Origin of the sequence: Pyxidicoccus caerfyrddinensis, assembly GCF_010894405.1 — a bacterium.
Lineage (GTDB): Bacteria > Myxococcota > Myxococcia > Myxococcales > Myxococcaceae > Myxococcus > Myxococcus caerfyrddinensis.
Genome location: NZ_JAAIYA010000017.1, coordinates 132892 through 152093 on the forward strand (window position 1 = coordinate 132892; position 19202 = coordinate 152093).

At 70.2% G+C, this 19202-nt stretch carries 15 protein-coding genes; 7 read left to right on the top strand and 8 right to left on the bottom strand.

Annotation, left to right across the window (positions count from 1 at the left end):
• Window positions 1-252 precede the first annotated feature (252 nt).
• Entirely contained in the window at window positions 253-1413 is a 1161-nt protein-coding gene (locus G4D86_RS33975; protein WP_163998268.1) for a serine/threonine protein kinase, read from the bottom strand.
• A gap of 95 nt (window positions 1414-1508) precedes the next feature.
• Here G4D86_RS33975 and G4D86_RS33980 point away from each other — a divergent pair, with 95 nt between their 5' ends.
• Window positions 1509-2447 (top strand): hypothetical protein, encoded by a 939-nt coding sequence (locus tag G4D86_RS33980; protein WP_163998269.1) that lies wholly within the window; start codon window positions 1509-1511, stop codon window positions 2445-2447.
• Window positions 2448-2508: 61 nt separating this feature from the next.
• On the opposite strand, the gene G4D86_RS33985 is transcribed toward G4D86_RS33980, so the two are convergent.
• From G4D86_RS33985 to tgt, 5 genes are all read right to left on the bottom strand, one after another.
• On the bottom strand, window positions 2509-3321 hold the full coding sequence (locus tag G4D86_RS33985; RefSeq protein ID WP_163998270.1) for an alpha/beta fold hydrolase: 813 nt from the start codon (window positions 3319-3321) through the stop codon (window positions 2509-2511).
• Between the two features lie 4 nt (window positions 3322-3325).
• Window positions 3326-4186 carry an alpha/beta fold hydrolase gene (locus G4D86_RS33990; RefSeq protein WP_163998271.1) on the bottom strand — a complete coding sequence of 287 codons (861 nt, stop codon included), beginning with the start codon at window positions 4184-4186 and terminating at the stop codon, window positions 3326-3328.
• Window positions 4187-4291: 105 nt separating this feature from the next.
• Window positions 4292-4609, bottom strand: coding sequence for a hypothetical protein (locus tag G4D86_RS33995; protein WP_163998272.1), 318 nt, complete (start codon window positions 4607-4609; stop codon window positions 4292-4294).
• A gap of 55 nt (window positions 4610-4664) precedes the next feature.
• Window positions 4665-5519: a tRNA (5-methylaminomethyl-2-thiouridine)(34)-methyltransferase MnmD gene (locus G4D86_RS34000; protein WP_163998273.1), complete on the bottom strand. Its 855-nt coding sequence runs from the start codon at window positions 5517-5519 to the stop codon at window positions 4665-4667.
• Window positions 5516-6685, bottom strand: coding sequence for a tRNA guanosine(34) transglycosylase Tgt (gene tgt / locus G4D86_RS34005; protein ID WP_163998274.1), 1170 nt, complete (start codon window positions 6683-6685; stop codon window positions 5516-5518). Before tgt ends, G4D86_RS34000 begins: the two co-directional genes overlap by 4 nt.
• A 280-nt stretch (window positions 6686-6965) precedes the next feature.
• Here tgt and G4D86_RS34010 point away from each other — a divergent pair, with 280 nt between their 5' ends.
• Window positions 6966-8564, top strand: coding sequence for an ABC-F family ATP-binding cassette domain-containing protein (locus G4D86_RS34010; protein WP_163998275.1), 1599 nt, complete (start codon window positions 6966-6968; stop codon window positions 8562-8564).
• A gap of 99 nt (window positions 8565-8663) precedes the next feature.
• Here G4D86_RS34010 and G4D86_RS34015 read toward each other — a convergent pair whose 3' ends face one another.
• Both G4D86_RS34015 and G4D86_RS34020 read right to left on the bottom strand, forming a co-directional pair.
• The gene (locus tag G4D86_RS34015) at window positions 8664-12203 is read right to left on the bottom strand and encodes a chitobiase/beta-hexosaminidase C-terminal domain-containing protein (RefSeq protein WP_163998276.1); all 3540 of its coding nucleotides are present in this window, start codon (window positions 12201-12203) and stop codon (window positions 8664-8666) included.
• Between the two features lie 294 nt (window positions 12204-12497).
• Window positions 12498-13562 carry a YihY/virulence factor BrkB family protein gene (locus tag G4D86_RS34020; RefSeq protein ID WP_163998277.1) on the bottom strand — a complete coding sequence of 355 codons (1065 nt, stop codon included), beginning with the start codon at window positions 13560-13562 and terminating at the stop codon, window positions 12498-12500.
• Window positions 13563-13815: 253 nt separating this feature from the next.
• Between G4D86_RS34020 and G4D86_RS34025 the strand changes: the two genes are divergently transcribed.
• The 5 genes from G4D86_RS34025 (at window position 13816) to G4D86_RS34045 (ending at window position 19196) form a co-directional block, all read left to right on the top strand.
• A complete protein-coding gene (locus G4D86_RS34025) occupies window positions 13816-15381 on the top strand; it encodes a PEGA domain-containing protein (RefSeq protein ID WP_163998278.1) in 1566 nt (521 codons plus the stop codon).
• Entirely contained in the window at window positions 15371-16363 is a 993-nt protein-coding gene (locus tag G4D86_RS34030) for a tetratricopeptide repeat protein (protein WP_163998279.1), read from the top strand. The genes G4D86_RS34025 and G4D86_RS34030 overlap by 11 nt, the downstream gene beginning before the upstream one ends.
• Window positions 16364-16372: 9 nt before the next feature.
• Window positions 16373-18166 (top strand): serine/threonine protein kinase, encoded by a 1794-nt coding sequence (locus G4D86_RS34035; RefSeq protein ID WP_163998280.1) that lies wholly within the window; start codon window positions 16373-16375, stop codon window positions 18164-18166.
• Between the two features lie 18 nt (window positions 18167-18184).
• Complete coding sequence (locus tag G4D86_RS34040) at window positions 18185-18775, top strand: DUF4291 domain-containing protein (protein WP_163998281.1); 591 nt, start codon at window positions 18185-18187, stop codon at window positions 18773-18775.
• An 82-nt stretch (window positions 18776-18857) separates the two neighbouring features.
• Window positions 18858-19196, top strand: coding sequence for a hypothetical protein (locus G4D86_RS34045; RefSeq protein ID WP_163998282.1), 339 nt, complete (start codon window positions 18858-18860; stop codon window positions 19194-19196).
• The last annotated feature ends 6 nt before the right edge of the window (window positions 19197-19202 follow it).

Here is a 19202-nt window from a genome sequence, read left to right on the forward strand (position 1 = left end):
CCCTGACGTAATCAGGTTTTTCAGAGACTGAAGGTGTCAGCGGTATGGGCGCCATGACGAAGGGAGTCAATGGAGGCCGGGCAGAGATGAAGGTGGGTGTCCTCTTCTGCCTACGCGCAGCGGGGGCCATTCCTTCCCGCTGCCAGGCTGGCGAGTACAGGGAGGCCTTGGTGGGCGGCGGAGACGCTGCGAGGCCGTCAGTCCTCACCGCCACCGCGGAAGGCTCCGGCGCGTCGGGGCCCCGGGCCGGGCTCACGGGGAGGCGGGCTCGGTGGAAACGCTATCCGGCAGCAGCATCCGCCCCGTGCCGGGCTCCGCATCCGCTGCCAGCGTCTCCCCTGCGTCCACCAACGCCTGGTGCAGCTCCTCCGCTGCTTCCGCCTGGCCGTAGTCTTCGCGAGCGTGCAGCAGCTTTCGCATGCGGCTCTCCACCTCTGCTGCCGTGGCGTAGCGCTCCGACGGGGCGCGGCGCAGCAGCTTGGAGAAGAGGGCCCGCACGGGGGCGGACAATTCTTCCGCCGCCCGCGCGACGTCGTCCGGCGTGAAGGTGGCGGCCCTCAGGACGAGCTCCCCCATGTCCGCCTCGGACCACGCGTCCTGCGCCCGCGCGATGGCATCTCCGATGCGTCCCCGTTCATTCTCCGGAACCCTCCGCAGCAGCTCGCGCGGCAGCAGGTCCGGCGGGTTGAGCAGATGACGGCCGGTGGCGAACTCCAGCAACACCAACCCGAGAACGAACAAGTCTGAGCGGGCATCTTCACGCGCTCCCAGCAACGCTTCCGGAGACGTGTAATAGGCGTCGCCTCTGGCACGTGGCACGCGCACGCTGCGCCGGCCGGGCAGGTGCGCGGACGCGAGCCCGAAGTCCGTCAACTTCGCCTTGCCGCTGAGCTTCACGCGGATGCGGGTGGGGTCCACCGCCCGGTGGACGATGTGCAGCGGCTGGCCCGTCTCGTCGCGGCAGCCGTGCGCGTGGGCCAGGGCGCCCGCCACCTGCGCGCCGATGTGGAGCATGAAGTTCTCGGAGAAGTAGCGCTCGCGCCCCTGGGCCAGGTTGAGGAGACCTTCCAGTGAACGCCCGCTGACGGCCTCCATGATGACGTGCAAGACCTTCCTGGATTCGTGCAGCCCGTGGACGCGAGCGATGTTCCGATGGTTCAGATAGGTGGCCAACTGCGCCTCCTCGACCAGCCGCTGGCGTGCCTCTTTCGTGGCCTCTGTGAGGGTGGGCAGGGCCAGCATCTTGATGAGGACCCGGCCCAGGTCCGCCTGCCCCTTGCCGCGTTGGATGGCCAGGACGATGCGCTCGCCATGGCTGCCAGGCCCCAGGTCCCGAGCCAGCTCGTAGGCAATGCCATCGAGGCGAAAGAGGATGTTTCCCGGCGGGTACGCCGGGGGGCGGGAGAACACCATGCGGGAAGCCTCCTGAAGCCCGCGCCGAAGAGCGCACCGGGCGAGAGCGCCCGAAGGAGCACGACACGGCGAACCGGCTGCCCACCCTGGAAGCCTTGCGCAGCGAGCTGGAGGCCTTGGCCGACGCGGGCGGCGCGGAGTGGGAGGCGCCGGTCTTCGAGCCCGCCGCGCCCACCTCGAGCGCGCCGCCTGAAGGCACCGCCGCGCGAGGACGGGCCCACCGCAAGGTGGCCGTCGCAGGGACGGTGGTGGTGGCCGTGGCGGCAGTCCTCGCGCTGCTGCGCCAATCGCCACCCCCGCCCGACGCGCCCGGTCTCCCGGCGCCCGTCGGCATCCCGTATGCGCGCGTGCCTGACGTGGCACCTCCTTCCACCGCCCCGCCGCCCGTTGCTGAGGTACCGTCATCCGCCCCCGTTGCCCCTGCACAGAAGGAAGCTCCCACCGTGAGTGCCCCCAAGCCTCCCCCACGTCAGCCCCCCCCGAAGCAGCCCAGGCTCACCGCCCGCCCCGTCTTCACGCCGGAGTTCCTGGCCAGGTGCGCGGGGCTGACGCTCGCCGCCGCGGCGGAGCTGGGTTGCCCGGCGTCCCAGGTGCGCCCGGAGCGCGAGCGGTGTCCGGAGGAAGCTGTCGATTTCATGGACCGGATGCGGGCGGGCCATGAAGAGGAGTTCAGCCTCACGCTCGACGTGATGAATCAGCCTGGCGGCAGCAGCCAACTGGGCGTGTACCGCACCGGGAAATACGTGGGGGCATTCAACGGCGAAAAACTCGCCATCCATCGTGGTTGGCGATTCGAGGGCCAGATCTGGACGGAGGGGAAGAAAGTCGTTGGACGGTTCACGAAGATGTTTCCTCCAGCCGGAGCCGCGGACTTCTGGGGTGACCCGTTACCGCCCGAGGTGCCCGTCTGCATCGTTCTTGGGCACGAACGCGACAACGGCATCGAGAAGGACGAGGGCTCCAAGCCTGGAGCCGTCATCCTCTCTCGCGCCGTCACCGCCCGGTTCATCAAGGGTGAGTGGCCCCAGCCCTGACGGGCACAGTGAGGGGCGGCGCGGGTCGCGGTGCGCGCGCTGGATGGGCGCCAACCGGCACTCACTGCCCGCCAGCGGTGAGCATCTCCGCGATGGCGCGCCCCAGCCCCTCGGGGTTGTCCTCCGAGAAGCCATGTCCGGAGGCCTCGACGGTGATGACGGGGAGGCCCGCCTCGGCCACCTGTCGGGCGGTCTCCCGAGTCGTGTCGTCGCTGAGGGCCCCGAGGACATAGCCCTTCACCGGCACTTGCAGCGCGGCGAGACGCGGGATGAGCCCCTGCCCCACCCGGACCAGCGAGGACGCACTCCGGTGGAAGGCCACCGGGTCCGCACGCCGCACGCTCTCGCGATACGCGGGTGAGGACATCGACTCGACCCACCGCTGCCACTTCGCGACGAAGTCCTCCACTGGGGTCGCCGCGGCGACGGCGCTCCCGGTGGCATCCTCCAACCGGAGATTCGGCTCAGCGACGACCACGGCCACCGGGGGACGGCCCGCGCGAACCTGCTCCTCCGCGACCAGGAGGGCCAGCGTGCCCCCCATGCTGTGTCCGACGAGGGCCACCGGTTGGGACTCGCGAGCCAGGAGCGACGCCACCAGTCGCGCCTGCTCCGTCAGCTCGTAGCTGAAGTCGCGCGGGCGGTCGCTCTGGCCGAAGCCGAGCAGGTCGAACCACAGGCTGGCCCGCCCCGAGAGCGCGGCACTCCGGGCGACGGGAGGCCAGTCCTGGCTTCCCGCGCATCCCAGTCCATGCAGGTACACCAGCAAGGGCCCCGAGCCGGGCGTGCGCCCGCCCACGACATGGGCGCGCGTCCCCGGAAGCTCGATGCGCAGCGACTCCTCAGGACTCCGACGCTCGGATGAAGGGCTCACGGACTCACCCTACGGAGGCCCGAGCCCGCGCGTCCACCGTGTCGAGGAACGCGAGGATGCGCCGCCCGCACGCCTCCGGCTGCTCCAGGGGGAACAGGTGCGTGGTGCCCGGAAGCTCCTCGGTGTGGACCCGGGGCACGGTGCGACGCACGCGCGCCAGGGCCTCCGGGGTGAGCGTGTCCGTGTCACCGCCCCGCATCACCAGCGTGGGCACCGTCACCTTGCGCAGTGAGGACCACACGTTGACGGGAATCGTCTCGAAGATGCGCGCCTCCCACGCAGCGGGGATGGTCAGCCGGACGCCGCCACCGGGGGCCTCGATGAGGCCGTGGGCGAGGTAGTCCCGGAAGGACTCGGGGTCGAAGCGCTGGAAGAGGGACTTCTTCCCGTAGCTGGCCGCCACCTCCTCGCGAGAGGCCCACGCTTCGCGGCGGCGCCGCGCGCCACTGGCCAGGGGAATCCGCCCGCGCATGCCCAGCAGCGCCGCCGCGCGGAGCATCCACAGGCGCTTGCCGGTGACGAGCACGGGGTCCAGCGCCACCACGGCCCGGAACAAGCCCGGCGACTTCACGGAGGCGAGCAGCGTGGCCACGCCGCCCACGCTGTGCCCCACGCCCACCACGTTCTCCAGGCCGCGCGCCCGCAACGTGTGGGCGAGTTCGTCGGCCAGGTCCGTCCAGCTCCCCAGCGTCAGCGGGTCTTCGCCCGGCACGAGACAACGGCTGCGCAGCGTGAAGACGTGGTAGCGCGTCTTCAGCAACTCGATGAGCTTGCGATAGGCGCCCGGAGGGAAGCCGTTGGCGTGGGCCAGGTGCAGCACCGGGCCGGTACCGCCCCAATCATCCAGTTCCAGAGCGTCGCGCATCGCCTTGCGAATACTCCAGACGGCCCCGGGTGTCTTCAGCATGTGCGCGGGGAGCGCATCCAGCCCGGACACCCGGGGGTGAAAGTCGCACAGCGAGGAGCCGTGCTACTTCACCGCGTCCGTGGCCTGCGCCTCAGCCGGCGCCGCCGCCGGCGCCTCGGCCGCCTTCAGCTCCTCCTTGCAACTCGCGTTGTGTCCCACGGAGCTGCAGATGAAGCGGCGACCACGGCATTCAGCGGTCCAGGGCGTCACCTGTTCGCCAAGACCAAACGACTCCTTCTCCCCGGAGATCTGCACCTCTTCAACAGGGCAGCCAATGGCTCCCGCGGTGACGTTCGCATACTGCTGCTTGCTGATGGTCACGCAGCTGGAAGCAACCGCGAGGAGGGGGACGAGGACGAGTGCACGGAGGTAGGAATGCATGGGCGGCTTTGTACTGCATTTGCCGTCTGGATTGCAGCCCCGGGCCAGGCCGCACTCACCGCCACTGCGGGTGCGACAGTACGCGCGTCTCGACTTCAGGCGTGAGCGCCGCGCCATGCGGCGCCCGCGACGACGAGCGCTTCCACCGCTCCAGCCACCGCTCGCCCAATGGCAACTCCAATGACTCACGCCGGGTAGCACCCACCGTCGTCTCGCCCTTGGTTCCCGTGGACACACCGGCCCCCACGTAGAAACCCGCCAGCAGCAACGTCACCCGCGTCGGCGTGGCCGCGCTGTACGTCAGGAGCAGCGTCCCTTCCCCATCCTCTCGGCAATGCCTGCGCACCCGCGCCAGCACGCCTTCCGTCCACATGTCTGGATTGGACGCCGGGGAGAACGGGTCGAAGTACACGAGGTCCGCCACCGGAAGCTCACCGTCCAGATGCGGCACCGCGTCCCCGAGCAACAGTCGCCACCGCACACCCTCCCCTTCCCACACGCCGTCGCGCATCAGCGCTTCCGCCGCCTCGCGGAAGGGCTGAAGGAACGGGAAGCCCGCCGCGTCCGCCAGCGCCAACCGCAGCGGCGCCAGGTCCACCTCGAAGCTCACCACCTCCAGCGTCCGCCGCTGCTCCGCGCCCAGCGAGCGCGCACAGGTGAGCGCGGCCACCGCGTTGGTGGCGGCCCCCAGGCCCACGTCGTGGATGACCAGCGGCGGGCCCGGCTGACGCAGGCGCTCGGACAGGCGCGCCTGCTCCACGTAGAGCCGCAGCGCCTCCTGCCACGGGCCCACCGAGGGGTGCATCACCTCGCCATGGCCCAGGTGCCGCACGGCCCGCGCCCCGTTGCGCAGCGTGACGACCTCGAAGTCCCCGTCGCGCGGATTGGCGACCGTCGCCTCGCCGCTCACCCGACCTCCTTCAGCGTCACCTCGCGCGCCCCCGCCTCTTCCTTCAAGTCCTTCGGCGTGGCGATGGCGGCCTTCAGCTCCCGGGCCACCTGGTCATAGGTGCCGCCGAGGATGCCCGCGCGGATGCGGCCCATGAGCTTCTGGTAGTGCCGCACGTTGTGCACCGACAGCATCCGCGAGCCCAGGTGGTGCTTGCCGCGCATCAGGTGCTGCAGGTACCCGCGCGTGTAACGCTTGCACACGTAGCAGTCGCACTCGGCATCCAGCGGCGCGTCGTCCAGCCGGAACGCGGTGCGCGTAATCCGCACCAGTCCCTGGAAGGTATAGGCGTAGCCCTGCTGCGCCATCTTCGTGGGGATGATGCAGTCGAACATGTCCACGCCGCGCAGCACCGCCTCAATCAAGTCGGTGGGAGTCCCCACGCCCATGAGGTAGCGCGGCTTGTCCGCGGGCAGCGACGCGGTGGCGCGCGCCGTCATCGTCTCGCGCTCCGCCTTCGTCTCGCCCACCGCCAGCCCGCCGATGGCGAAGCCGTCGAAGGGCAGCTTCGTCAGGAAGTCCGAGCTCTCGTCGCGCAGGTTCGGGTACACGCCGCCCTGGACGATGCCGAACAGCGCCTGCCCCGTGTCGTGCTTCGCCTTCGCCGCGAGGCTGCGCACCGCCCAGCGGTGGGTGCGCTCCATGGCCTCGCGCGTGCCCGCCTCGTCCGTGCGCGAGTCGATGCACACGTCCAGCACCATCATGATGTCCGAGTTGATCGCCTGCTGCATGGCGATGCTCGACTCGGGGCTCAACAGCTGCCGGCTGTTGTCATGGAAGCTGCGGAAGTGGGCGCCCTTCTCCGTAATCAGCCGGTCCTCCGGCAGGGAGAAGATTTGAAACCCGCCCGAGTCGGTGAGGATGCCGCCATCCCACTGCATGAACGGGTGGATGCCCCCGAAGCGCTTGAACACCTCCGGGCCCGGCCGGAGCATCAGGTGGTAGGTGTTCGCCAGCAGGATGCTGGCCCCCGTCTCCTTCACCTCCTCGCTGCCCAGGTGCCGGAAGGCAGCATGGGTGGCCACCGGCATGAACATCGGAGTGAGGAAGGAACCCCGGCGGGTGTGCAGGATGCCCGCGCGGGCGCCGGTGGGGTCGGTGGTGACGAGCTCGAAGCGGACGGCCATTGAACGGCCCTTATACCCGCCACACCCGGCCGGCACCGCATCCATCTGCCCGGCCCGCTCCCCCACCCCCGGGCCCTGGCCCCCAGTGGCCCCCTCCCCGCCCCCAGGGCAGCCGGCCAGGGGGCGGCTCATGTGGGAGAACCCCCGAACCCCGCCCGCCCGGACGGCGGCATTTTCCGGCCCCTCCCGGCGGTTACATTGGGTCACCGCGAACGGGCCGGGACTTGAATCACCTTGCTTCTTTGGCCCACCGCGCCATTTCCGCTACAACGCCGCCGCCATGTTCAACGTCATCAACGTCTCCAAGGCCTACGGGCCCAAGAAGCTGTTCGAGGAGGTCAACGTCACCTTCTCGCCGGGCCGCCGCTACGGCCTGACCGGGCCCAACGGGGCCGGGAAGTCCACGTTCATGAAGATCCTCGCCGGGGACGAGGAAGCGGACATGGGCGACATCATCCGCCCGCGCAAGCTCGGCATCCTCCGCCAGGACCACTTCCGCTACGAGAACGAGCGCGTCCTCGACGTGGTCGTCATGGGCAACAAGGCCCTGTGGGCCGCCATGACGGAGAAGAACGCGCTGCTGGCCAAGTCGGACATCACCGAGGAGGACGGCAACCGGCTGGGCGAGCTGGAGGGCACCATCGCCGAGGAGGACGGCTACTCCGCGGAGAGTGACGCGGCCACGCTGCTCGCCGGCCTCGGCATCGAGGAGTCCTTCCACGAGGGGCCGATGCGCCAGCTCACCGGCGGCCTCAAGCTGCGCGTGCTGCTCGCGCAGGCGCTGTTCGGCAAGCCGGATGGGCTGCTGCTCGACGAGCCCACGAACAACCTCGACATCGACTCCATCCGCTGGCTGGAGACCTTCCTCCACGCGTTCGAGGGCGTGCTCATCACCATCAGCCACGACCGGCACTTCCTCAACTCCATCTGCACGCACATCGCGGACATCGATTACGAAGCCATCATCCAGTACACCGGTGGCTACGACGACATGGTGCGCCAGAAGGCGCAGCTGCGCACCCGCGTGGAGTCGGAGACGGCGGAGAAGAAGAAGAAGATCGCCCAGCTCCAGGACTTCGTCGCCCGCTTCAGCGCCGGCACGCGCGCCTCGCAGGTGCAGAGCCGCATCAAGCAGATCGACAAGCTGAAGTCGGACGACCTCAAGCGCTCCAACATCGCGCGCCCGTTCATCCGCTTCGACCAGAAGGTCGTCAGCGGCAGGCAGACGCTGATGATTGAAGGCATCCACAAGTCCTTCGACGGCCAGCAGGTCATCAAGCCGTTCAACGCCCTCGTCTGCAAGGGCGAGAAGATCTGCGTCATCGGCCGCAACGGCGTGGGCAAGTCCACGCTGGTGAGGATGATTGCCGGGCAGCTCGAGCCGGACGGCGGGAAGATTGGCTGGGGCCACCAGGCCTCGGTGGGCTACCTGCCGCAGGACCACCACGGCGTCGTCCGCAAGGGCACCACCTGCTTCGGCTGGCTGCGTGACTTGCACGACAAGCTCACCAACGAGGAGATCTCCGGCGTGCTGGGCCGGATGCTCTTCTCCGGTGAGGAGCGGATGAAGAACACGGACACCCTCTCCGGTGGCGAGACGGTGCGCCTGCTCCTGTCCAAGCTGATGATCATGCAGGACAACGTGCTGGTGCTCGACGAGCCCACGAACCACCTGGACCTCGAGTCCATCGCCGCGCTCGCCGAAGGCCTCCAGAAGTTCGAGGGCACGGTCATCGTCGTCACGCACGACCAGGAGCTCATCTCCGAGGTGGCCACCCGCGTCTGGTCGCTCCAGCAGGGCCACGAGGTGCTGGACTTCAACGGCCCCTACTCGGAGTTCGTGGAGAAGCACGCCGCCGCCGCGACGCAGCGCCGCTAGCCGCTCGAAGCGCCCAGGCGCTGAAGCACGAATCGCCGCCCGGACCGGGGAAGCACTCCCGGCACGAGGCGGCGATTCGCTTTTCCGAAGGCGCAGGGCCTACGGGTTGAGGAAGCCGAGGGTGCCCGCCCCCACCGCCCAGTCCTCCTTCACGTTGGCGTCACCGGCGCGCACCCGGCCCAGGGTGGTCGTCCTTTCACCGCTGGGGAAGGCGGCGCTCCAGTTGACGGAAACGTTCTGGGCGGTCGGGAAGCTGCTGTACGAGCAGAGCTGGCCGCCGCAGTCGGACGGCAGCCACAGGCCCTCGGCCTGGATGGCCTGGAGCTGGGGCGGGAAGAAGGACGGCGGGTTGCCGAGTGGCAGGTAGACGGGCACCGCATCCTGGGTGGTGCCAAAGGCATCGCGGATACGGAACACGCGGTTGCTGCCGGTGACGCCGTTACCGGCGCCGTGGAAGTCCCAGGCCGTGTCGTAGTTGGAGCCGTACTGCGCCTGGGACCAGAAGGACTTGCTGGTGAGCTCCGAGCCCGGGGCATCCACGCCCGGCGTGTCCCGGTCCGGATTCAGGTGGATGACGATGAGGTCTCCGGTGGCCACGTCGACATCCGGAAGGATGGCCAGCAGGGGGTTGGCCAGCGTGGCCTCCTCCAGCTTCATGCCGTTGGTATTGCCACCCTGCACGACCTGGAGCTCCACCAGGTCCCGGCCGAAGTTGACGGTGTTGGGACCGACGGCGGGCGCAATCTCGGTGATGCGCAGCTGCGCCGGCACCTGGTAGCCCTTGAAGCTGAAGGAGTTCCCCGCCGTCACCACGCCGGAGCCCGCGGTGTCTCGCACCGTGGAGGCCACCGTCACCGTGTACGACTGACGGGGCGTCTGGGTACTGGTGCCAAGCCACACCTCGCGGGAGCTGACGACGGTGGCGCTGGTGACCACCAGGCCGGGGATGGAGAACTGCTCGCCGTTGGCCTGGACGCTGGCCGCGTCGAGCCGCCGGTCGAAGTTGATGGCGACCGTCCCGGCGCCCCGGGCCAGCGCGCTCGCGACCCGGGGGCCCGGGCACGACAGCGAGGTGACCTGCTCGGGCGCCCACACGGAGGGCTGGGTGGTCGTCGCGAAGACCCACAGCGGAGAGAGGAGCCCCACCGTGCAGCCCTGCGTCACCTCGAGCTGGTCCTGCACGCTCTCCACCATGCGCAGCCGGAAGGAAGGGGCGCTCGTGGAGCCCTCGGGCACGCCCGCCGTCACCAGCAGGGCCTGCACATGGCCGGTGCCCGCCAGACTGAAGGCTCCGTTCACCGTGCCGGTGAGGGAGATGAGTTCGGCCTCGAACTGGCCCACGAACCGGGGCAGGTCCACCTGGCTCACCTCCTGGCTGAGCGTGGACATCGGGATGCCCTGGTTCACCAGGCTGAAGCTGGAGATGTTCACCCGCACCATGTTGCTCGCCAGGCGCTTGTTGCTGACGGTGACATTCACGCGCATGCCGACCTGGGGCGTGGGGGAGAGGCTCGCCGGGTCCACCTCCACGAAGAGCGCCGGGCCGGCCCGCTCCGCCTGGAGGAAGAAGCCCGCCGGGTCATTGGTGGGGTTGCCGACGCCCGGCTTGACGAAGGTGATGATGGCCCCGTCGATGGGCTGGCTCAGCGGTCCGTCCACCGCGGCGCGCACGGCCGCAATCTGCGCCGACGCGTTGCTGGTGGAGGTGGGCAGCGTGTAGACCTCCTGCCGCGCGGCCTCCGCGTTGCCTGCCTGGTCCACGGAGAAGAACCGCAGGGTGGTGGTCTCGATGAACGTGAGCGGCGCGGTGTACAGCTCGGAGGTGCCCGTCGGCGCCGTGCCGTCCACGGTGTAGCGCGTCTCCTTGCAGCCCGTGCCCGCGTCCGAGCACGCCAGCGACACGGTGACGGGGCCCTGGAACGAACCTCCGGCCGGCGTCGCCTGCGTCACCGGGGCCGTGGTGTCGATGGTGTACTGCACGGACTTCGTGGCCTCCAGGTTGCCCACGGCGTCCACGGAGCGGAAGCGCACCTGGGCGGTGGTGGAGACGGTGAAGGGCGCGGTGTAGCGCGTGCTGGCCGTCGTCGGCTCGGAGCCGTCGAGCGTGTAGAACGTCCCGTCGCAGCCGCTGCCGCCGCCGTTGTCCTCACACGTCAGCGTCACTGTCCGCGCGCTGGAGTACGTGCCGCCCTCGGGACTGATGGTCGTCACCGGCGCCGTGGTGTCCGAGATGATGGTGTACGTCTCCACCGCCACCGGGCTGGGATTGCCCGCGCCGTCCACCGCGAGGAAGGAGAGCGTGGTCTGCGTGGAGAGGGCCAGCGCCTCCGTGTAGCGAGGGGAGCTCGTGTCGGGCGTGGCGCCATTCACCGTGTAGTGGATGGCGCACCCGCTGCCCGCGTCGCTGCATGACAGCGTCACCGTCTGCGGCACGAAGAACGTCCCGCCCTTCGGGCTGGCGGAGACCGTGGGCGCGACGGTGTCGATGACGTACGTCTCCGTCACCTCGGGCCCGTCGTTGCCCGCCGCGTCCACGGAGAAGAAGCGCAGCGTGGTGTTGCCGGTGATGGCGATGGGCCCGGTAAAGCGCGCCGAGGCGTGCGTCGGCGCGGCGCCGGTGGTGGTGAAGTACGTGGCCGCGCAGCCGCTGCCCGTGCCGTCATCGCAGGCCAGGGACACGGAGACGGCCGCACGAAAGGTGCCGCCCTTCGGCGTCGCGGTGGACACGGGGCCCACGAGGTCCAGCGTGTACTGCTCCGACGCTGTCTCCGACGCGTTGCCCGCCCGGTCCAGCGCCACGAAGCGCAGCCGGGTGGTGGTCTCCACCGTGAGCGGCGCGGTGTAGACGGGGGACGCCTCCGTGGGGAGCGAGCCGTCCGTGGTGTAGTGGATGGCGGCGCAGCCGGAGCCACTCCCGTCGTCGCACGTCAGCGTCACCACACGAGAGCCGCTGAAGATGCCACCCCGAGGCGAGGCAGCCACCGTGGGCACCTCCGCGTCCACCACGTAGCGCTCGGTGCGTGCGCCCTCCACGTTGCCCGCCTTGTCCACGGAGAAGAAGCGCAGCGTCGTGCTGGCGGCGACGGCCAGCGGCGCCGTGTAGCGCGTCGAGGCCTCCGTGGGCAGGCTCCCGTCCAGCGTGTAGTACGTGGCCGCGCAGCCACTGCCCGCACCGTCGTCGCAGGCCAGCGCCACGCCGCGGGCGCTGTTGTAGAACCCGCCCGCCGGGGTGGCCGTGGTGGTGGGCGCCTGCGTGTCCGTGGTGCTGGGGAAGGTGTACTGCTCGCTCTTCGCGGCCTCGGTGTTGCCCGCCTTGTCCACGGAGAAGAAGCGCAGCGTCGCGGTGGCGGACAGCGTAAAGGGCTCGCGGTACTGCGTGGAGCCGGTGCCGGGCGTGGAGCCGTCCAGCGTGTAGTACGTGGCCGCGCAGCCGCTGCCGGCGCCGTCGTCGCAGGCCAGCGCCACGGCCACCAAGCTGGTGAAGCTGCCACCGGCCGGCGTGGCGCGCGTCGCGGGCGCCGTCGTGTCCTGCTCCGGCGTGGGATTCGGGTTGCCACCACCGCCACCACAGGCGCTCACGAGCTGCGCGGTGAGCAACGCCACGGCGCAGCGGAGCGGCCAGGAAATCTTCAGGGACATCGTAGCTCCAGGATGCAAGGCACCCGCCCCTTGCCAGGGATTGCGTTTCGGAAAGGCATGTCCGGGGGGGCGGCCGGGCAGCGGATTGAATGTTGCCCGTCTGACAAGCCGCGCAGGGTGGCACCGGGTGCGGGGCGTCCGCAAGCAGGTGCACTCCGGGCGAAGTCGCTCGCCCGGGTCTGCCCCTACCCGGCGCTTCCCTGCCCTGGCCGGCCCGCTGAACGCGACGAGGCCCCGGCCCCTCTCACGAGGAGGCCGGGGCCCGGGGCCCTTCAGGAGATGACGCCCGTGCCGCTATCGGGCGGTGTTGCGGCGTACCAGGAAGATGCCCAGGCCGAGTCCCGCAGCCCAGCGGGCGGCCGCCGCCAGCGGCGTCTGCCGCAGCTTCGGCGGGGCCGAGGTCGGCTGGCCCGTGTGCGGGTCCACCACGGGCCGGAACTCGGGGGAGCCGGGAAGCTTCGCCCCGCCCTCCTCCAGCTCCGTCTTGGTGGCCGTCACCACCTTGCCCTGCTCGGGGACCTTGTCACCCGGCGCCTTCCCGTCCGGGGAGCGGTGCTCGAGGATGGCGTTGATTTCCGCGCCCAGCAGGATGGTCTGCGCCGAGATCCACATCCACAGCAGCATGACGATGACGCCGCCGATGGCGCCGTAGTTCACGTCGTACTTGCCGAAGTTGGCCACGTACTTGGAGAAGCCCCACGAGGCCACCAACCAGATGAGCACACCCACCACGGAGCCCGGGGTGATGAACCGGAACTTCTGCTTCACGTCCGGCAGCACGTAGTACAGCACCGCCCACAGCAGCATCACCAGCAGGCCCGCGATGGGCATGCGCAGCCAGGTGAGCACCGGGCCCACTGGCCCGAGTTTGTCCGCTACGACTGGCGTGACGATGATGGCCAGCGCCGCGACGATGGCCAGCGCCGCGCCCCCAATCGTCACCCCCAGGGCGATGGGGCGCAGCTTCCAGAAGGGCCGCGACTCCTCCACCCCGTACACCTTGTTCAGCGCGTCCATCAGCGCCACCACGCCGCCGGACGCCGCCCAGATGGCGCCCACGCCGCCCACCGTCAGGAGCCCCACCGGGTTGCTCTGCGCCAGCGAGTTGATGCGCTCGCTCAGGATGTTCGTCACCTCCTGCGGCGCCACCTTCGCCAGCTCCTGGATGAGCGTCTGCGCCTGCGCGGGGTCGATGATGACGCCCGCCAGCGACACCAGGAACAGCAGGAATGGGAAGAGCGCCAGGATGGCCCGGAACGTCAGCGCCCCCGCGACGTCGCCCACGTCGTCGCGCGTCCATTCAGCCTTCAGGGCCTTGAAGAACTCCATCCAGCCCATTCCCTTGCCAGGGAGTACCATTCCGCCTCCTCAGGGGTGTTGTGACCTGGGGAACGATGCGCATTCCCCGTACCTCCCGGCGGCTCCCCACGCCGAGCCGCCGCTCGGGCGCCCCCAGGGCAGTCGAGCCCAGAGCCTCGAAAAACACCTAATTCGAGGAAAACATCCATGGGGTCACCCTGCCCCCCCTAGGCAGGGCCGCGTTCATTGGCGTACACCGTCGGGTGGGCGGCCCGTCGTGAGCGCGAGCGGCCCATCCCCGCCCGAGGAAGCCATGTTCGTCACCTGTCTGCTGACCGTCAGCCTGGCCCTGACCGCCAGCGCCGCCCCCGGAATGCCCCCTGGCACCCAGGCCGGGGCGCCCACGCAAACGCTGTGGCTCGTCCAGCCGATGTACCCAGGGCAGGACGCGCTGGTGAAGCGCACCGAGGACGGAATCGGCGCACTGCTACCGCAAGACCTGAAGGCCCAGCAGGTCATCGGCCGCGAGGCACTGGCGGGCTACCTCCAGGGTCGCGAGGGCGACCTGGGCTGCGTGACGGGCGCCACGCGCTGCCGCGAGCCGCTGGAGTCGTACCTCGCCTCGCTGGGGCTGGAGCGGGTGGTGCTGCTGCAGGCGGGCCAGGACGACGCGGGCTACCGCTTCCGCGCCGTCAGCGTGCGGCCGGACAGTGGCGCGCGCGCGCAGGCGGAGACGGCCAACCCCGCCTTCGAGAAGGCGCTGGCCGGCGTGCTGGTGAAGTTCCTCACCCTCAACGCGACGGTGGAGGCGGTGACGGAGCCCGCGGGCGCCACCGTCTTCGTGGACGGCGTGAAGGTGGGCACCACGCCCTACGCCACGGAGGTGCTGCCGGGTGAGCACACCTTCCGCTTCGAATTGGCCTCGCACCTGCCGAAGGAGGAGACGCGGGTGGTGGCCTCGCGCGAGCCGGTGAAGCTGCACGCGGCGCTGGAGAAGGTGCCCGCGCGGCTGGTGGTGAAGGTGCTGCCGGAGGGCACGCGCATCCTGGTGGACGGCAAGCAGGTGGGGACGGACGCGGTGGACCAGGGCATCCAGCCCGGCTCGCGCACCCTGTCGCTGGTGCAGGACGGCTACGAGCCGCAGGAGGTGAAGGCGGAGATTGCCCCCGGCGCGACGTACACGCTGGAGCGCGAGCTGAAGCCCACCTCCATGCAGGCCTTCAAGCTGGCCATGCGCCGCCGCCAGGCCGCCACCATGGCGCGGCAGAGCTACCTGGAGGGCTCCTACGAGATGCTGAGCCTCACCGGCACCGCCCTGGCCACGCACCCGACGGGCTCGAACCCGGGCCTGTCGGACTTCCGCACCCTGGATGTCCGCGCGCCGGGCTCCAGGCGGATGATGGGCCTGGGCGTGGAGTACGGCCGCTACGGCCAGTACTTCGGCGTGATGCTGGTGGGCGCCACGTACTACCGCACCGCGGACACGTGGACGATGGGCGTCAGCATCCCCGACGGCGCGTCGGGCGAGTGGGTGGACCGGGTGCGGGGCAACGACAACGCGCTGGACACGCAGGCGCAGATGATGTCGCTGCGCGCGCTCCAGCCGCAGCTGCGCTACGTGGTGGGCCCCTTCTCCTTCGCCATCCAGGCGGGCGTCGAGGTGCGCGGGCTGCTCCTCAAGGAGAAGAACCGCCCGGAGAGCGCCCCCTTCGAGGACGGGCTCTTCGCGGTGGACCTGCACGGCTCCGCGCAGGCCAGCGCGCGCATCTTCGTCTACGAGGGGCTCTACGCCTCCGTGGCGTACCAGTATGGAATCTCGCTGCTGAAGAACATCGCGGGGACGAGCAACCTGCGCGGAGGGTTGGGCTATGCGTTCTGAACCGCGTCGCTGGGTGGTGATGTGCGCGCTGCTGGTGAGCGGGCTGGCCGCGGCCGAGCCGCTGGTGGGCCCCGCGGTGGGCAACGCCGAGGCGCTCGTGGCCGAGGGCACCCGGCTCTACAACAAGAAGCGCTACGCGGACGCGTCCGGCCTGTTCCTCAAGGCCACCCGCGCCAACCCCACGCTGCTGCCGGCGTACCTGGGCCTGGCCCGGTCGCGCCTGGGCGCGAAGGAGATTCCCGGCGCGTGCACGGCGTACCGCGCCTACGTGCGCAGCGCCCCGGACATCCAGGACCGCACCAAGGCGCAGCGCGAGCTGGAGCTGTGCGAGCGCCAGCTCAAGGCCGCGCGCAAGAAGCAGAAGGGCGCGGCGCCCGCGGACCTGACGGCGCGCCACGTGGAGCTGAAGGCGGGCTTCTTCGCCGCGCTGGAGGACAAGAAGCTCGTGGGCCCGGACTCGGCGGCGGAGATGCTGACCACGCTGGTGTCGGAGGGCTACCTGGGCACGGACCTGGGGGAGATGGGCGCGAAGCTGAGCGCCGCCAGCCGCGGTGCCACCGAGGAGCTGCACCGCCGCGCCCTGGCCGGCGAGACGCTCCCGCCCGAGCAGCTGCGTGAGTCGCGCAAGCTGTTCGACCTGGCGGCGAACACGGGCGAGGCGTCCCCCAACGCGTCGTCGCAGGCGCCCTTCCTGGAAGGGCTGGCGGTGTTCCAGGAGGGAGACTTCGCCAAGGCGCAGGGCCTGTTCGCGCAGGCGGCCACGGCGGCTCCGGGCCGCACCGAGTACCGCGTCTGGCGCGCGGCCTCGCTGCAGCGCGCGGGAGACCTGAATGGCGCGCTGGCGGTGATGGAGGCGGACCTGCCGGATGACGCGCGCACGGACGTGCTGCGCGCGGCGGTGGCCCAGAAGAAGTCGTCCAAGGATGGGGCTCGCGAGCTGGAGCGCATCCTCTTCCAGCGCTACCCCACGGCGGCGCGCTGACCCATACCCATGTCCCTGTTCATCTGCCAGCGGTGCGAGGCGCAGTACGAGACCTGGGGCGGCGCGTGCCCCGCGTGTGGCGGCACCGAGCTGCTGAAGCTGGCGCCGCAGGTCGACAAGATGCTGGGCCGCACCATCGCCAGCAAGTACCGCATCCTCCGCCGGCTGGGTCAGGGCGGCATGGGCTCGGTGTACCTGGCGGAGCAGTTGGGCATCGGCCAGCAGGTCGCGATGAAGTTCCTCAACACCGGGCTGTCGATGGACCCGGACGTGGCGAGGCGCTTCCTCAACGAGGCCAAGAGCTACGCGCGCGTGGCGCACCCCAACGCGGTGAACCTGCACGACTTCGGGCAGGACGAGGAGGGCACGCTCTACATCTGCATGGAGTACGTGGAGGGCGATGACCTCAAGCGCCTGCTCTCCAACGCGGGGCGGCTGCCGGTGCATGAGGCCGCGGACATCATCCTCCAGGTGGCGGACGTGCTGGCCTACGCGCACGCGCGGCAGGTGGTGCACCGCGACCTCAAGCCGGAGAACGTGATGGTCCGGCAGGGCATGCGGGGCTGGCACGTGAAGGTGCTGGACTTCGGCATCGCCCGCATCAGCGACGGCGCGCCGCGCCTCACCATGCAGGGCGCGGTGGCCGGCACGCCCCGGTACATGTCGCCCGAGCAGGCCATGGGCCAGGACGTGGACTCGCGCGCGGACATCTACGCGGTGGGCGTGGTGCTCTTCGAGCTGCTCACCGGCCAGCAGCCCTTCGACGGGACGAGCGTCGCCGAAATCATGCAGAAGCAGGTGCACCAGTCCATGCCGCACCTGGCGGACGTGGTGGCGGACCTGCAGCTGCCCGCCATCGACGCGGTCATCCAGAAGGCGACGGCGAAGAAGCGCGTGGAGCGCTACGCCACCATGGAGGCGTTCGCCTCGGACCTGAGCAACGCGCTGCCCACGCTCACGGGGCGCTCGCCCATCAGCGGCGTCAACCCGGCGGTGAAGGGCGCCGCCGACAAGGAGGACAAGTCGAACACCCTCCTCTTCGGCGACGGCTCCGAGGCCACGCTGGTGCGAGGAGCCGCCGTCACGCCTCCGGTGGACAAGGGCCAGTACAACACAGGCCGGATGCCGCCGATTCAGCTGACGCAGCCCGCGCTGACGCAGGCCCCGCGCGCGGCCGCCTCCGTGTCGGACGGGTTCGACAAGACGGCGCACACGACTTCTCCCTACGCGCCGCCGAAGCGCTCCCGCACGGGCCTGGTGATGGGGCTCGGTGTGGCAGCGGTGCTGGTGGCGGGCGGCGTGGGCGTGGTGGCCATTCGCGGCTCGGGCGGTGGCGCCGCGCAGGTGGCGCCCGTGGAGCCTCCGGGTCCGCCTCCCTCGCCCCCGCCTGCTCCGCATGCGGAGGCGCCGAAGCCTCCGGAGGTGGCGCCCGCTCCCCCACCCCAGCCCGCGGCGCCCGCCCCAGACGCTGTGGCGATGATGAAGAAGATGCTCGCTTCGGGACAGGCCATCGAGATTGAAAGTGCGTTCAACTCGGGCGATCTGAGCGGTGCGATGGACCGGCTGAAGATGGCGCGCGACAAGGGGCTGGTGGACGCGGATCCCAGCCTCGTGACGCTTGGAGACAAGCTCGAGGCCGCCGCAAGGCAACTGGCCCGCGCGCGCAAGCTGGAGAATGAAGGCAACTGCGAACAGGCCATCAAGACCTACAAGGCCCTGCTCCGCAGCTACCCCAAGCTCTCCGACGCCCAGCGCGGCATCACCAGTTGCAAGAACGAGCTGCCGCCCGACATCTCCGAGTAGGCCCGCCCGCGCGCGTCCATGCCCGGCCCCCGAGAGATTCGAGCCGACCACGACCGCGCGTTCATCGTGATGTACCAGGCCTATCCGGACGCCATCGCGGACGTGGCCGTGAAGCAGCAGAAGTTCGGCCCACCCTTCTCGGTGGGCCGGATGACCTGGATAAAACCCAGCTTCCTCTGGCTGATGCACCGCTCCAACTGGGGCCGCAAGAGCGGGCAGGAGCGGACGCTCGCGGTGCGCATCAAGCGTGAAGGCTGGCACGAGGCCCTCAGCCTCGCGGTCCTCACCGCCTTCGAGCCCCGGGTGCACGGCACCCCCGAAGCCTGGCAACGGGCCTTCGAGTCCGCGCCCGTCCACGTGCAGTGGGACCCGGAGCGCTCACTGCGCGGCGCGGGCCTTCCGCATGACAGCATCCAGGTGGGCCTGGGGCGCACGGTGATTTCCCGCTACGTGGAGGCGTGGACCGTGTCCATCGAGGACCTCACGCCGCGCGTGCAGAAGATCCGCCGCCTGCTCGACGAGGGGCGCGCGGAGCAGGCCGCCCGCCTGTGCCCACCGGAGCGTGGGTACTCCGTGCCCGCGGACCTCGCGCACCGTCTGGGCATGTAGCGCACGGCTTCCGGGGGCGCTGGCGCCACTGCTATTCTTCGCGCGCCCCACCGCACGTGGCGGTGGTTGGAGGGGGAACCCGATGGCAGAGATTCAAGGCGTGGAGAACATGACGGTGGGTCAGCTCCAGGAGGAGCTGAGCCGGGGCGGCAGGTTCGTCGTGTTCGAGTACTGCGTCTCCATCCTGGTGATGACGTTCAGGCGCTCCTCGGATGTGTATTTCATCCGCGCCGGCGAGGGCACGGCGGGCAAGAGCATCGGCTACACGCTGCTGTCGCTCGTGCTCGGCTGGTGGGGTTTTCCGTGGGGCCTCATCTACACGCCGATGTGCCTTGCCACCAACCTGGGTGGCGGCAAGGACGTGACGGAGACCGTGGTGTCGTCGCTGCTCGCCACCGCCCCGCAGCATTCCAGCGTCTGAACCGGC

What these genes read in the sequence shown, in the direction of transcription:
- G4D86_RS34025 (WP_163998278.1), top strand. Translation starts at nt 13,816, where the DNA reads ATGTTCGTCACCTGTCTGCTGACCGTCAGCCTGGCCCTGACCGCCAGC.
- G4D86_RS34040 (WP_163998281.1), top strand. Translation starts at nt 18,185, where the DNA reads ATGCCCGGCCCCCGAGAGATTCGAGCCGACCACGACCGCGCGTTCATC.
- G4D86_RS34020 (WP_163998277.1), bottom strand. Translation starts at nt 13,562, where the DNA reads ATGGTACTCCCTGGCAAGGGAATGGGCTGGATGGAGTTCTTCAAGGCC.
- G4D86_RS34015 (WP_163998276.1), bottom strand. Translation starts at nt 12,203, where the DNA reads ATGTCCCTGAAGATTTCCTGGCCGCTCCGCTGCGCCGTGGCGTTGCTC.
- tgt (WP_163998274.1), bottom strand. Translation starts at nt 6,685, where the DNA reads ATGGCCGTCCGCTTCGAGCTCGTCACCACCGACCCCACCGGCGCCCGC.
- G4D86_RS33995 (WP_163998272.1), bottom strand. Translation starts at nt 4,609, where the DNA reads ATGCATTCCTACCTCCGTGCACTCGTCCTCGTCCCCCTCCTCGCGGTT.
- G4D86_RS34030 (WP_163998279.1), top strand. Translation starts at nt 15,371, where the DNA reads ATGCGTTCTGAACCGCGTCGCTGGGTGGTGATGTGCGCGCTGCTGGTG.
- G4D86_RS33975 (WP_163998268.1), bottom strand. Translation starts at nt 1,413, where the DNA reads ATGGTGTTCTCCCGCCCCCCGGCGTACCCGCCGGGAAACATCCTCTTT.
- G4D86_RS34010 (WP_163998275.1), top strand. Translation starts at nt 6,966, where the DNA reads ATGTTCAACGTCATCAACGTCTCCAAGGCCTACGGGCCCAAGAAGCTG.
- G4D86_RS34035 (WP_163998280.1), top strand. Translation starts at nt 16,373, where the DNA reads ATGTCCCTGTTCATCTGCCAGCGGTGCGAGGCGCAGTACGAGACCTGG.
- G4D86_RS34045 (WP_163998282.1), top strand. Translation starts at nt 18,858, where the DNA reads ATGGCAGAGATTCAAGGCGTGGAGAACATGACGGTGGGTCAGCTCCAG.
- G4D86_RS33990 (WP_163998271.1), bottom strand. Translation starts at nt 4,186, where the DNA reads ATGCGCGACGCTCTGGAACTGGATGATTGGGGCGGTACCGGCCCGGTG.